This window comes from Amycolatopsis sp. NPDC003865 (assembly GCF_053605345.1).
On the sequence record NZ_JBSGJA010000035.1, the window covers coordinates 17,471 to 30,439 of the forward strand.

The window sequence follows — 12,969 nt, forward strand, 5'->3', positions numbered from 1 at the left end:
ACAGGGTGGGTCTTAACAAGAGACTGACCAGCTGAGCGCGACGGAGGTCACGCGGCGGCCCGCTCCTGCGCCCGTGCCTTGATCGCCGCGAGGGTGTGCTCGATCGACCGCACGTTGTACCCCGGCCGGTCCGCCCGCCCGGTCACCCGCGGGCCCATGAACTTCCGGACCACCCAGCTGCCGATCCGGTACCAGTTCTCCTCGACCCGGCAGCCCGCCGCCGTCGGGGTCAGCACGTACTCCCACCGCGACACCCGTGACCCGAACGGCGTCCGCACGTCGAACGCGAACCGGCGGTTCTCCTCGAACGCCACGACCCGGACCCGCGTCCACCACTGCAGGTCGCCGTTGCGGTTGCGGCCGCGGAAGCGCGCGCCGAGGCCCGGCTCGTCCAGCCAGCGGCCGCCGACGTTCTCCGGGCTCAGCTCGCCCATCCGGGGCAGGTCGGTGACCCACGACCACACCGTGCTCGCGTCGGCCGGGACGTCGGTGGCGCGCGAAATCGTCGGTTCCACGCCCCGACGGTGACAGCGCCACGACGCACCCGGCAAGGGGTTCCGGCGGAGTCCGCAGCGGAGGAGAGTCGGAGGTGAAAAAACTCCCGCGCGAAACCGGGTTGCCGACCGCGGGTTCTGGGTATCTCGCGCGCGGAGGAGTCCCTACACGGAGGGTGCGGTGGTCAGCGTGATCCCGATCGAGGTGGTGGGAATGGCCGTCCCGGTGCCCGGCGAGGCGCCGCTGATGCTGCTTCGGGAGCCGGAGGGGGCCCGCCGCTGGCTGGCGATCATGATCGGGTACGGCGAGGCCGAGGCCCTCGTGCGGGCGCGCGAGCAGATCGCGCAGCCGCGCCCGGGGACGATCGAGCTGCTCGGCGACGTGCTCGCCGCGTTCGGCCAGGGCGTCGCCGCGGTCGAGCTGACCGAGGTGCGGGACGGGATCTTCTACGCCGATCTCGTGCTCGCCTCCGGGACGCGCGTGTCGGCCCGCCCCAGCGACGCGGTCGCGCTCGGCCTGCGCCAGGGCGCGCCGATCAGTGTCGCCGAAGAGGTCCTGGACGTCGCGTCGGTGCAGCTGGAGGTCGAGCAGGAGGCCGAAGGCCCCGCCGCCGACGTGCTGGACACCGAGGCCGAGGTCGCCCGGTTCCGCGCCGAACTCGACGGGCTGCGCCCCGAGGACTTCGACGACCTGTAGCAGAATCGGCTCCCTCAGCACGGCGAGGGGGAGCGATGCCGGACTTCGCGACGAACACCGAGCCGCACCGGCGTGAGCTCCTGGTGCACTGCTACCGCATGCTGGGCTCGGTGCACGAGGCCGAGGACCTGGTGCAGGAGACTTTAGTCCGCGCGTGGAAGGCGTGGGACGGCTACGACCCGGCCCGCGCGTCGGTGCGCACCTGGCTCTACCGGATCGCGACCAACGCCTGCCTGACTGCCCTCGAAGGCCGGGCCCGGCGCCCGCTGCCCTCCGGCCTCGGCCGGCCGAGCGACGACCCGGCCGCCCCGCTGACGCCGTCGTTCGAAATCCCGTGGCTGCACCCGTTCCCGGACGCGCGCCTCGACGACCCGGGCCTGCGCCTGGCCCGCCGCGGCACCCTGCGGCTGGCGCTGCTCGCGGCGATGCAGACGCTGCCGCCGAAGCAGCGCGCGGTCCTGATCCTGCGCGACGTCCTGGAGTTCAGCGCGGCGGAGGTGGCCGGGTTCCTGGAGACGACGCCGGCGGCGGTCAACAGCGCGCTGCAGCGCGCCCGCGCGGGCCTCGGTGACCTGACGGCGGACGCGGTGCCCGAACCGGACGACTCGGCGGTGGAGGCGGTCCTGGACCGCTATGTCCGCGCGTTCGAATCGGCCGACGTCGCAGGCCTGGTCGAGCTGCTGACCCGCGACGTCGTGCTGGAGATGCCGCCGGTCCCGCTGTGGTACCTCGGGCCCGACGGCTACGGCCGGTTCCTGGACCGGCTGTTCGCGATGCGCGGCCGCGACTGGCGCATGACGCGGGCGGCGGCGAACGGGCAGCCCGCGCTGGTGGCCTACTGCCGCGACGACACCGGCGTGTTCCGGCTGCACACCCTGCAGGTGTTCACGGTCGGCGGCGGGCGCGTGGCGCACAACGTGGTGTTCGCCGATCCCGCCGTGCTGGCGTTGTTCGACCTCCCGGCCACCCGGTCCTGAGTCCACTGTAGACATTCCCGGCCGGCTTCGGCGCGGCCGGAAATTCGACAGGGTTACCTGTTCAGTCTATCCTGTCGAGATGACTTCGAAGAAGGCCGAAGCCGTCGCGGCCGCCCAGAACCTGCGCGTGCTCGTCGGCAGGCTCCGGCGGCAGATGATGGACGCGACGGCGGTCGGCGGCCTGACCTCCGCGCAGGCTTCGGCGCTCGCCCGGCTCGCGAAGCTGGAGCCCGCCACCGCGAGCGTGCTGGCCGGCGCGGAACGGGTGCGCCCGCAGTCGATGGCGGCGACCGTCGCCGCGCTGGAGAAGCTCGGCCTGGTCCGCCGCGAGGACGACCCCGAGGACGGCCGCCGTCAGCTGATCTTCTTCACCCCCGAAGGGCGGGCCTACGGCCAGGACGCCCGCGCCTCGCGGGAAGAGTGGCTGGCCCGGACCCTCGCCGAGCGGCTCACCGGCGACGAGCTGGCCGTGGTCACCGAGGCGCTCGCCCTGCTCGGCCGCGTGGTCGAGCCATGACCACGCGCGAGCGGACGCGGGACGGGTTCGACCGGAAACTGCTGGCCCCGCTCGTCTCGGGCGCGGTGCTGAACCCGGTCAACTCGACCATCATCGCGGTCGCGCTGGTGCCGATCGGCGTCGCGTTCGGCGCGCCGGCCTCGGCGACCGCGTGGCTGATCTCCGCGCTGTACCTGGCCACCGCCGTCGGGCAGCCCGTGGCCGGGCGGCTCATCGACCGGTTCGGGCCGCGCCCGGTGTTCCTCCCGGCGACCGCGCTGGTCGGCGCCGCCGGCGTGCTCGGCACGCTCGCGCCGGACCTCGGGTGGCTGATCGCCGCGCGGGTCGTCCTCGGCTTCGGCACGTGCGCCGGCTACCCGGCGGCGATGCGGCTCATCCGCGACGAAAGCGACCGCACCGGCCGCGGCAGCCCCGCGTCCGTGCTCACCGTGCTGGCCATCTCCACCCAGACGATCTCGGTGGTCGGCCCGGCGCTGGGCGGCCTGCTGATCGGTGTCGGCGGCTGGCGGGCGACCTTCGCCCTCAACGTCCCCATCGCGCTGGCCGCGTTCGTCCTCGGCGCGCGCCGCTTCCCCCAGGCGCCCAAGCCGGTGTCGACGGGCAGGTTCGACCTCGACCTGCCCGGCATGGCGCTGTTCGCGGGCTCGCTGGTCGCGTTGCTGCTGTTCCTGATGCACCCGGGCGCGGGCGACTGGTACCTGGCGGCCATCGCCGTCGCGGGCGCGGCGGGCTTCACGGTGCGCGAGCTGACCTGCGCCCACCCGTTCATCGACCTGCGGCTGCTCGGCCGCAACGGCCCGCTGCTGCGGACCTACGGCCGCTCGCTGCTGGCCTACGTCGTCGCGTACAGCTTCCTCTACGGCTACACGCAGTGGCTCGAGCACGGGCGCGGCCTGTCGGCGGCCCAGGCCGGGCTCGCCACGCTGCCGCTGTTCGCGACCGGGATCCTCGTGTCGCTGGTCAGCGGGCGCCGCGAGCAGGTGCGCGCCAAGCTCGTCGTCGCCGCGCTCGGGCAGCTCGCCGGGTGCGCGCTGCTGCTGACGCTGGACCCCGCCGCCCCCGTCTGGCTGCTCGTCGTCGTCGCCCTCGTGGCCGGGGTTCCGCAGGGGCTGAACAGCCTCGCGCTGCAGAACTCGGTGTACCGCCAGGCGAATCCCGCCGACATCGGGGCGTCGGCCGGGCTGCTGCGCACCTCCGGCTACCTCGGCGCGATCGTCTCCTCCGCGCTGCAGGGTGCCTTCTACGGGCCGGCCGCCGAGACCGGCGGGCTGCACGACCTGGCTCTGCTGCTGCTCGGCGTCGGCGCGGTCTTCCTCGCCGTCACCGTGTTCGACCGTTCCCTCTCGAAAAGCACCACCCCACCAGGAAAGGACGAAACCCGTGCTTGACCCGAACCGCACCGCCCTGCTCGTCATGGACTACCAGGAGGGGATCGTCGGGCAGCTGCCCGGCACCGGCCCGCTGCTCGACCGCGTCGCCGGCGTCGTCGACGACGTCCGCAGCTGCGGCGGGCACGTCGGCTGGGTGCGCGTCGCCTTCGAGGAGGCCGAGTTCGGGGCCATCCCCGAAACGAGCATGTTCGCCCCGATCGCCGCGAACGCCGACCTCCGCGCGGCGATGCACGCCGACGCCCCCGGTACACAGATCCATCCGAGGCTTGCTCCGCGGCCCGAGGACATCCAGGTGCGCAAGATCCGGGTCGGCGCGTTCTCCACCACGGATCTCGGGCCGCAGCTGGAGAAGCGCGGGATCACGACGCTCGTCCTCGCCGGGCTCAGCACCAGCGGCGTCGTGCTGAGCACGGTCCGCGAGGCGATGGACCGCGACTACCGGATCGTCGTCCTGAGCGATGCGTGCGGCGACCGCGACCAGGCGACGCACGACTTCCTGACCGGCACGGTGTTCCCGCGCACCGCCACCGTCGTCGACGTGGCCGGGCTCGGCGACCTCTGGGGCGTCCAGTAGGTTCGCTGCGTGCCCCGTCCCGCGACCGTGCCCGAGGCGGTGCTGCGCGTCTCGATCGTGGAGCGGTTGTTCGCCCGCGCGGACGACGAGCGCCCGCTGTTCACCCACCAGGACTTCTCCCGCGACACCGAGCACACGGTGACGTGGGCGCAGTTCGCCGCCCGGGTCCGCGTCGTCGCGGGCGAGCTGCGCGGGGTCGCCGAGCCGGGGGAGCGGGTCGCCGTCCTCGCCGGTCAGGAACTCGCCTACCCGCTCGCGTTCTTCGGCGCCCTCGCCGCGGGCCTGATCGCCGTCCCGCTGATGCCGCCGGGCAACCGCGCGCAGGCCGAGCGGCTCGGCGGGGTGCTGGCCGACTCCGGCGCGCGCGTGTGGCTGACGTCGGCGGCCGCGGCGGCGCGCGTCCGCGAGTTCGGTGACCCCGGTGACCCCGCTGACCTCCTGGTCGTCGACGAGCTGAGCGGGCCGGGCGCCGACCCGGTCCCGGTCGCGCCGGAAAGCCCCGCGTACCTGCAGTACACGTCGGGCTCGACGCGGGAGCCGGCCGGCGCGGTGATCCCGCACCGGGCGATCGTCGCGGCCTGCTGGCAGGGGAGCCGGGCCTACGCCGTGGACGAGGGCACGACCTGCGCGGGCTGGATCCCGTTCTTCCACGACATGGGCCTGATCCAGCTGCTGTGCCTGCCGGTCTTCGCCGGCGGGCGGGCGGTGTTCATGGCCCCGGCCGAGTTCGTGCACCGGCCGCGGCGCTGGCTGCGGCAGCTCGCCGGCCACCCGGCCGTGTTCACCGCGGCGCCGAACTTCGCCTACGACCTCGCCGCCGACGCCGGCGCCGAAGAGGGCCTCGACCTGTCGGACGTGCGGGTCGCGCTCAACGGCGCCGAACCCGTCCGCCCGCGCACGGTGGAGCGCTTTCTCGAGGTCTTCGGCCCGCACGGCTTCCGGCGCGAGGCGTACCGGCCGTCCTACGGGCTCGCCGAAGCCACCGTGTACGTCGCCAGTGCGGGGCCGGAAGGGCCGCGCGGCGCGGTGTTCGACCGCGAAAAGCTCGCGCAGGGCCGTGCCGTCGAAATCGTCGACGGCCAGGAACTCGTGTCCGTCGGCCGTCCGGTCGGGCAGGACGTGCGGATCGTCCACGAAGGACAGGAGCAGCCGGAGGGGCTCGTCGGCGAGATCTGGCTGCGCGGTCCCAACGTGGCCACCGGCTACTGGGGCCGCGGCGACGCCGCCGCGTTCGACGCCACCCTGGACGGCACCGGCGGCTGGCTGCGCACCGGCGACCTCGGCGTCGTGCACCGCGGCGACCTCTACGTCACCGGGCGGCTCAAGGACCTCATCGTCGTCGACGGCCGCAACTTCCACCCGCAGGACATCGAGGCCGCGGCGGGCGAAGCCCACCCGGCGGTCCGCCGCGACCGCGTCGCCGCGTTCGGCGTCGCCGACGAGCACGGCGAGGGCGCGGTGGTGGTGGCGGAGTGGGCACGCGACGCCGACGCCGACCTCAAAGAGGTGACCCGGGCGGTGCTGCGCGCGGTGTCGCGGGAGCACGATCTCACGCTCCGTGCGGTACATCTGGTCCCTTCCGGCGGACTTCCGCGCACATCCAGTGGCAAGGTCGCCCGGTCGGCGGCGAAGGCACGTTATGGTGGCGCCTGTGGGTGATCACCGCGCCGAGGTCACGAAGGTCGTCAGCGAGACCTTCCGGCTGGACCCGGCCCTCGTCGAGCCCGACGCGCCGCTGGAGGAGCTGGGCATCGACTCGAAGGGCCGGATCAAGCTCCTCGCGGCGCTGGAGGTCTACTACGGCGTGACGATCGACCTGGACCAGCTCGATCGGTTCACCGATGTGGGTTCGGTGGCCGCCGTGCTCGCGGAAGCCCTGGGAACTGGCGGATCTACAGGAGAGGCCCGGAAATGAGCGGCGGGGGGTACACCGCGACGACCGAAGCGTTGTCGACGGCGTCCAAGACCATCGGGGACCTGGCGGAACACCTGCTGGACGACAACCCGGACCTGCAGACCCCGCAGGTGACCGCGGAGGGGTTCGGCCGGGCGCACAACGCCCACGCCGCCAAGTACACCGCCGGGGCGCAGGCGCTGTGGGCCGCCGTGTCCGGCTACAGCAGCACGCTCGCCTCCTTCGGCACCAACCTCGGCACCGCCGGGGCCAGCTACAGCGCCAACGAGGACAACCAGGCCGGCGCGATCACGAACGCCGGGGGTTCCCTCTGATGGCCGACGACACCAAGAAGAAGTGGTCCGACGTCAAGGCGCTGCTGGACGACCCGAGCGTCCCCGCCCAGCAGAAGAGCGCGCTGATCAGCAGCTGGCTGCGGGAGAACCCGCCGCCCCCGCCGTTCCTGGCCGACCAGGAACCGGACGATATCAAGCAGAAGCGGCAGGAAGCCGAGAAATACGCGAACGCGTACAACGCCAACCCGCTCTTCGCCGGGCAGTCGGTCGACGAGGCCTTCGACAAGGCCAAGCAGAGCGGCGACCAGAACTCCTACAACGAAGACCAGGAAAAGAAGGCCGTCGACGAGGGCAAGGCGATGCTCGACGACACGAAGCCGCCCGCCGCCGGCGAGAACGGCGGTGACGCGACCGGCACCAAGACCTCCGACGAGATCTTCGACGCCGCCGCGCCCGCGCTGAAGCTGTTCGAGACCTTCGGGTCGCTGCTGGCCAAGATCCCGGCCGACTGCCGTGGCAACACCCGCGCGCTCGACCTCGACAAGGACATCCGCGCGCCGTTCGACGAGCAGCGCGGGATCAGCTTCGCGAACTTCGTCCAGGACGCCGCCCACTTCAAGACCGGCTCGGAGACGGTGGACCGGACGGTCGAGGACACCGGCTCGCAGCTGGGGTCGCTGTACAAGACGTGGAGCGGCGCGGGCGCGGACGCGGCGTCAGACACCTACAACGACAAGATCCAGCCGAAGGCGGCCAAGCTCGCCCAGACGCTCGGCAACGTCAGCGAAGCGACGCTGACCACCGCGACCACGGTGTTCCAGCTGTGCAAGGGCAAGGCCGACGCCGTCATCGGCATGTACACCGACCTGGTCGGCAAGGCCGACTACACGATGGCGCAGAAGGTCGTCGCGGTCGCCAGCGGCGAGCACGGCAACGAGCAGGACCTGGCCCAGATCGCGGGCTGGATGGACCTCAACTTCGGCACCAACCTGGTCAAGACCCTCAACGACCAGGGCTGCTGCGACGGCGACGAGATCAAGAAGCACGGCCAGGACCTGGCCAAGCAGTGGATCCAGAACCAGTTCAACCCCGACATGTGGGACCGGCTCTACAAGGGCTTCGAGAAGACCTGCAAGGACACGAAGGACCTCGTCGACCAGGCCTACGACGCGCTCGACAAGGTCATGGGCGCGGTGAAGAACGAGTTCGAGGGCGTGTCGATGCCCGGCGGTTCCGGCACGGGCGGTCCCGGTGGCCCGGGGACCGGGGGCACCGGCGGTGGCTACGGGACGGGCGGCGGGAACGGCACCGGCGGCGGTTTCGGCACCGGCGGTTCGGGGACCGGTGGCGGTTCCGGGACCGGCGGCGGCTCGGGCGCGGGTATCCCGGGCGGCGGTTCCGGTGGCGGTGCGGGCGCGGGTATCCCCGGCGGTGGCTCCGGCTCCGGCGGCTCCGGTTCGGGTTCCGGCAGTCCGGACGGTGGCTCCGGCGCGGGTATCCCCGGTGGCGGCGCGGGCTCGGGTTCGGGCTCCGGCGGCGGCTCGGGTTCCGGAGGGGGCGGTTCGGTGCCGCCGATCCCGGACACCGACACCCCCTCGGGCGCCGGCTCGGCCGGCGGCGGGTCCGGCTCGTCGGGCGACGACCAGCAGGCCGCCGCGGAGGCGGCCAAGAGGCAAGCCGCGGAGGCCGCGGAAGCGGCCAAGAAGCAGGCATCGGAGGCGCTGGGCTCGTTCGACGGCGGCGGGAGCGGTGGCTCGGGCCTCGGCGGCGGCTCGGGTTCGGGTTCGGGTTCTGGGGACACGTCGCCCTCGTCGGTGCCGCCGCCGTCCTCCAGCGGGCAGGACGCCGCGGCCGCGGCCGCCGAAGAGGCCAAGAAGAAGGCCGCCGACGCGCTCAAGGAGTTCAGCGGCCCCGGCATCCAGACCGAATCCGGTGACGGCGCCGGGTCCGGGCTGGGCTCGGGTTCCGGGGGCAGCGGCCTGGGCGGCGGCGAAGGCCTGGGCGGCGGCTCGGGCTCGGGCGGTGGGTCCGGCTCGGGTGGCGGGTCCGGATCCGGGTCCGGCGACGACGGCAAGGCGGCGGCCGAGCAGGCCGCGGAAGAGGCGAAGCAGAAGGCGGCCGACGCGCTGAAGGAGTTCAGCGGCGAAGGCATCAAGACGGACTCCGGCGAGGGCGCCGGCGGCCTCGGCGACACGGGGTCCGGCGGCGAACCCGGCGCCGACAAGGACGGCGACGGCAAGCCCGACAACCCGCTGGGCGCGGACAAGGACCATGACGGCAAGCCCGACGACCCGCCGGGCGCGGACAAGGACCACGACGGCAAGCCGGACGGCCTGCTCGGCGACGACAAGGACGCCGGTGACAAGAACGGCGACGACACCCCCGACCACCTGAAGGTCAAGCAGGGCGACAAGACCTTCGAGATGACCGAACCCGACCGCGACGGGAAGATGGACATCAAGGTCGGCGAGGGCACCGACGCCGTCAAGGACTTCAAGCTCGACTGGTCCAAGGACGCCGACGGCCAAGGTCCACAAGGGACGGACGACGCGTACTGCCCCGGCCCGGACGGCAAGATCCACATCGAGGACGGCGACCTCAAGATCACCGCCGAGCGGCCGGACGGGCCGGACGGGCCGACCGTCGTCACCGTCGACGACGGCAGCGGCAAGCCGACGACCTACACCCTCGGCGAGGACGACAAGCCGTCGGACGTCCTGGGTGACACACCGGGCAAGAAGGGCGACGACGACCTGCCCACCCACCGCGGCACGCTCGACGACCTCGGGTCGTCGTCCGACAAGGGCGGCTCCGGCGCGCACCACGGCGGCGGTGCGGGAGCCGGGATCGGCGGCGGCTCGCACGGCGGTGCCGGGCTGTCCTCGGCCGGCTTCGACACCCACGCCGGGCTCGGTGAGACGCCGGTGTCCGGCGGCGCGCACACCGGTGCGGGCGCGGGCTTCGCGCAGCCGCAGCCCGCGGCCGCGTTCGCCCCGGCCGGGGCTTCGGCCGGGCCGGGCGGCCAGGCGATGTCCGGGATGCCCGGCATGGGCGCGATGGGCGGGGCCCACGGCGGTGGCGGCGGTGACACCGAGCGCCGGTCGCCCGCGTACCGGATCGAGGGCGCGGTGTTCGACAACCTCGGCGAGCCGGGCCGCCGGATCATCGGCTCCCTGAACGACGACGAAGACCCGCCGTCCGCGCGCCGGACCTGGTAGGAGGACCCATGACCGACATCGCCGCGATGAAGGCCGAGCTGGCCGGCCTGGTGCGCGAACAGTCCGAGCGGCGCGCGCTGCGCGAGCAGCGGGGCGAGGAGATCAAGGCCCGGTCGCAGGAGTACATGACCAAGCAGGTCCAGGCGGCCGAGCGGTACGTCCAGCACGTGCGCGAGATGGCGCAGCGCAAGACGAAGTCGGGCTGGAGCACCGACCGCGGCACGGAACAGCCGTCGGCGTTCGACACGGACGCGTTCGGCGGCGAGCCGGGCGAAGCGTCACCGTTCGCGCCGTCGGCCACCCAGCAGCCGTCGCCGCGCGACGAGGCGCCCCGGCGGGCGCGCCGGGCGCGGGCGGCGGAGGCCGAGGACGACTTCGACAACAACCCCTGGTGAGCCCGGCACGGCTGCCGGAGGCCGGACGCGATTCGGCGGCTGCGGGGCGAAGGGGTCCGGCCCGGCCGTCACGGCGCCCAGAGGTCGACGGCGATCTCCCGCAGCCGTTCGGTGAACACCCCGGCCGGGCTCGCCCGCCCCAGCAGCTCGCGTAGCCCGGCCTCGAACCCCGCGCGGCGCGCACCGAAGAGGTGCGGCGCCGAGCTGGACAGCGAAAACACCCCGGCCACCACCTCGTCGGCCGTCCGCGTGACCACCCGCCCCGGGACCGTGAACCGCCGCGGCCCGCGGAACCCCGCACCGCGGTAGATCGCCGCCTCGCCGCCCGCCGTCCCCGACGGCAACGTCCCCTGGCCCGCCCGCCGCACCGGACCCAGGTAGTCCCGCACCAGCCCGGCGATCTCCTCGTGCGGCACCGATCCGGCGCCCTCGTGCGTCGTCGCGTGCACGTGGGCGCAGAACCCGCCCGGCGCCAGCATGCCGCGCACCGCCGCCGCGACCCGCGGCCGGTCGAGCCAGTGGAACGACTGCGCGAACGTCACCAGCCGGAACCGCCCCAGCCCGGCCGGCAGCTCCTCCGCGCGCCGGTGCACCCACCGGCAGTTCCCGCCGCGGGCGAGCCGCCGCGCTTCCGCGAGCATGCCTTCGTCCGCGTCGAGCCCGACCGCCTCCTCGAACGACCCCGCCAGCAGCAGCGTCAGCGAGCCGGGCCCGCAGCCGACGTCGAGCAGGCGCCCGGTGCCGTCCAGGCCCAGCTCCGCCACGAACGCCTCGGCGAGCTCCGGCGGATACGCGGCCCGGCCCCGCGCGTAGTACCCGGCACTGCCCGAATAGAGGGACGGATCCCACTCCCACGCGTCGGCCACGCCCCCCAGCGTAGATACTCGGGTGTCATGAACTCCGCGAACTGGTGGCGCGACGCCGTCGTCTACGAGGTCTACGTACGCAGCTTCGCCGACGCGGACGGGGACGGCACCGGGGATCTCGCGGGCCTGCGCTCGCGCCTGGGCTTCCTCGCCGACCTCGGGGTCGACGCGGTGTGGACCACCCCCTGGTACCGCTCGCCGATGGTCGACGGCGGTTACGACGTCGAGGACCACCGGACCCCCGACCCGCTCTTCGGCACCGACTCCGACGTCCTGGACCTGATCGCCGAAGCGCACCGGGTGGGGCTGCGGCTGCTGATCGACGTCGTCCCGAACCACACCTCCGACCGCCACCCCTGGTTCCGGGCCGCGCTCGACGGCGGGCCCGAACGCGCCCGCTACCACTTCCGGCCAGGCCGCGGCCCCGACGGCGAGCTGCCGCCCACCGACTGGCGCAGCGTCTTCGGCGGCCCGGCCTGGACGCGCGCCGCCGACGGCGAGTGGTACCTGCACCTGTTCGCCCCGGAGCAGCCCGACCTCAACTGGGACAACCCGGAAGTCCGCGCCGAGTTCGAGGACCTGCTGCGGTTCTGGTTCGCCCGCGGGGTCGACGGCGTCCGCATCGACGTCGCCCACGGCCTGCTCAAGGACCCCGCCTTCCCCGACCTCGGCACCGACGACGAGGAGATCGCGCAGCCGCCGGACCGCGCGGCCCACCCGCACTGGGACCTCGACGGCGTCCACGACATCTACCGCTCCTGGCGGAAGATCGCCGGCGAGTTCGGCCCGGACCGCGTGTTCGTCGCCGAAGCGTGGGTCGACCGGCCCGACCGCCTCGCCCGGTACGTCCGCCCCGACGAGCTGCACACGGCGTTCAACTTCGACTACCTGCGCTGCGACTGGGACGCGGCCGCGCTGCGCGAGGTCGTCGACCGGACCCTGGCAGCCCTGCACGCGGTCGGCGCGCCCGCGACCTGGGTGCTGTCCAACCACGACGTCGTCCGGCACGTGACGCGGTTCGCCCCCGGCGGCGATCTCGCGCGGGGCAGGCGGCGGGCCCGGGCGGCGCTGCTGCTGATGCTCGCCCTGCCCGGCGGCGCGTACCTGTACCAGGGGGAGGAGCTGGGTCTCGAGGAAGTCGAGGACCTGCCGGACGAGGTGCTCGCCGACCCGACGTGGGAGCGTTCCGGACACACCCGCCGCGGCCGCGACGGCTGCCGCGTGCCGCTGCCGTGGTCGGGCACCGAGCCGCCGTTCGGCTTCGCGCCCGAGGGGGTGCGGACGTGGCTGCCGCAGCCGGCCCACTGGAGCACGGCCGAAGCCCAGGCGGCCGATCCGGCGTCGATGCTGAGCCTCTACCGCGCGGCCCTGGCCGAGCGGCGGGCGAACCCGGCGCTGGGGGACGGGACGCTGACGTGGCTGCCCTCGGCTCCCGGCGTGCTGTCCTTCGCGCGGGAGCCGGGGTTCGGGTGCGTGGTGAACCTGTCGGCGGAGCCGGTCGACGTGCCGCCCGGCCGGGTGCTGCTGTCGAGCGCGCCCCTCGACGACGGCGTGCTGCCACCCGACGCCGCGGTGTGGCTCGCCGGGAGTTGAGCCGGCGTCACCCGCCCGGGTTGAGTGGTGTGAAAGCGGGAGCGGCGGGGTACCCGG

Annotated in this window: 12 protein-coding genes and 1 pseudogene; 11 read left to right on the forward strand and 2 right to left on the reverse strand. The window is 73.8% G+C overall.

The genetic code is table 11. The annotated features are described in order from the left end of the window. Positions 1-47 precede the first annotated feature (47 nt). On the reverse strand, positions 48-515 hold the full coding sequence (locus tag ACWEVP_RS46680) for an SRPBCC family protein (protein WP_452069054.1): 468 nt from the start codon (positions 513-515) through the stop codon (positions 48-50). Between the two features lie 160 nt (positions 516-675). Between ACWEVP_RS46680 and ACWEVP_RS46685 the strand changes: the two genes are divergently transcribed. The 10 genes and pseudogenes from ACWEVP_RS46685 to ACWEVP_RS46730 all read left to right on the forward strand — a co-directional run bounded on the left by ACWEVP_RS46685 (position 676) and on the right by ACWEVP_RS46730 (position 10,453). Further along, positions 676-1,191, forward strand: a complete 516-nt coding sequence (locus ACWEVP_RS46685) for a bifunctional nuclease family protein (protein ID WP_452069055.1) — start codon at positions 676-678, stop codon at positions 1,189-1,191. Positions 1,192-1,217: 26 nt separating this feature from the next. Beyond that, positions 1,218-2,168: pseudogene (locus tag ACWEVP_RS46690) on the forward strand (sigma-70 family RNA polymerase sigma factor); the annotation flags it as partial. A 79-nt stretch (positions 2,169-2,247) separates the two neighbouring features. After that, positions 2,248-2,685, forward strand: coding sequence for a MarR family winged helix-turn-helix transcriptional regulator (locus tag ACWEVP_RS46695; protein WP_452069056.1), 438 nt, complete (start codon positions 2,248-2,250; stop codon positions 2,683-2,685). After that, positions 2,682-4,073 carry an MFS transporter gene (locus ACWEVP_RS46700; protein ID WP_452069057.1) on the forward strand — a complete coding sequence of 464 codons (1,392 nt, stop codon included), beginning with the start codon at positions 2,682-2,684 and terminating at the stop codon, positions 4,071-4,073. Before ACWEVP_RS46695 ends, ACWEVP_RS46700 begins: the two co-directional genes overlap by 4 nt. Beyond that, positions 4,066-4,650, forward strand: coding sequence for a cysteine hydrolase family protein (locus ACWEVP_RS46705; protein ID WP_452069058.1), 585 nt, complete (start codon positions 4,066-4,068; stop codon positions 4,648-4,650). Before ACWEVP_RS46700 ends, ACWEVP_RS46705 begins: the two co-directional genes overlap by 8 nt. 9 nt (positions 4,651-4,659) lie before the next feature. After that, complete coding sequence (locus ACWEVP_RS46710) at positions 4,660-6,309, forward strand: fatty acyl-AMP ligase (RefSeq protein ID WP_452069059.1); 1,650 nt, start codon at positions 4,660-4,662, stop codon at positions 6,307-6,309. Then, positions 6,302-6,565 (forward strand): acyl carrier protein, encoded by a 264-nt coding sequence (locus ACWEVP_RS46715; RefSeq protein ID WP_372672530.1) that lies wholly within the window; start codon positions 6,302-6,304, stop codon positions 6,563-6,565. Before ACWEVP_RS46710 ends, ACWEVP_RS46715 begins: the two co-directional genes overlap by 8 nt. Next, a complete protein-coding gene (locus ACWEVP_RS46720; RefSeq protein WP_452069060.1) occupies positions 6,562-6,879 on the forward strand; it encodes a hypothetical protein in 318 nt (105 codons plus the stop codon). The genes ACWEVP_RS46715 and ACWEVP_RS46720 overlap by 4 nt, the downstream gene beginning before the upstream one ends. Continuing rightward, positions 6,879-10,058, forward strand: a complete 3,180-nt coding sequence (locus ACWEVP_RS46725; protein WP_452069061.1) for a WXG100 family type VII secretion target — start codon at positions 6,879-6,881, stop codon at positions 10,056-10,058. The genes ACWEVP_RS46720 and ACWEVP_RS46725 overlap by 1 nt, the downstream gene beginning before the upstream one ends. A gap of 8 nt (positions 10,059-10,066) precedes the next feature. Beyond that, the gene (locus tag ACWEVP_RS46730) at positions 10,067-10,453 is read left to right on the forward strand and encodes a hypothetical protein (protein ID WP_452069062.1); all 387 of its coding nucleotides are present in this window, start codon (positions 10,067-10,069) and stop codon (positions 10,451-10,453) included. 68 nt (positions 10,454-10,521) lie between these two features. On the opposite strand, the gene ACWEVP_RS46735 is transcribed toward ACWEVP_RS46730, so the two are convergent. After that, positions 10,522-11,319 (reverse strand): class I SAM-dependent methyltransferase, encoded by a 798-nt coding sequence (locus ACWEVP_RS46735; protein WP_452069063.1) that lies wholly within the window; start codon positions 11,317-11,319, stop codon positions 10,522-10,524. A gap of 27 nt (positions 11,320-11,346) precedes the next feature. Between ACWEVP_RS46735 and ACWEVP_RS46740 the strand changes: the two genes are divergently transcribed. Next, complete coding sequence (locus ACWEVP_RS46740; protein WP_452069064.1) at positions 11,347-12,912, forward strand: glycoside hydrolase family 13 protein; 1,566 nt, start codon at positions 11,347-11,349, stop codon at positions 12,910-12,912. Positions 12,913-12,969: the final 57 nt, after the last annotated feature.

Excerpts from the sequence above, each read along its gene's own strand:
- ACWEVP_RS46725 (WP_452069061.1), top strand. The coding sequence starts at position 6,879 with ATGGCCGACGACACCAAGAAGAAGTGGTCCGACGTCAAGGCGCTGCTG.
- ACWEVP_RS46730 (WP_452069062.1), top strand. The coding sequence starts at position 10,067 with ATGACCGACATCGCCGCGATGAAGGCCGAGCTGGCCGGCCTGGTGCGC.
- ACWEVP_RS46700 (WP_452069057.1), top strand. The coding sequence starts at position 2,682 with ATGACCACGCGCGAGCGGACGCGGGACGGGTTCGACCGGAAACTGCTG.
- ACWEVP_RS46720 (WP_452069060.1), top strand. The coding sequence starts at position 6,562 with ATGAGCGGCGGGGGGTACACCGCGACGACCGAAGCGTTGTCGACGGCG.
- ACWEVP_RS46695 (WP_452069056.1), top strand. The coding sequence starts at position 2,248 with ATGACTTCGAAGAAGGCCGAAGCCGTCGCGGCCGCCCAGAACCTGCGC.
- ACWEVP_RS46740 (WP_452069064.1), top strand. The coding sequence starts at position 11,347 with ATGAACTCCGCGAACTGGTGGCGCGACGCCGTCGTCTACGAGGTCTAC.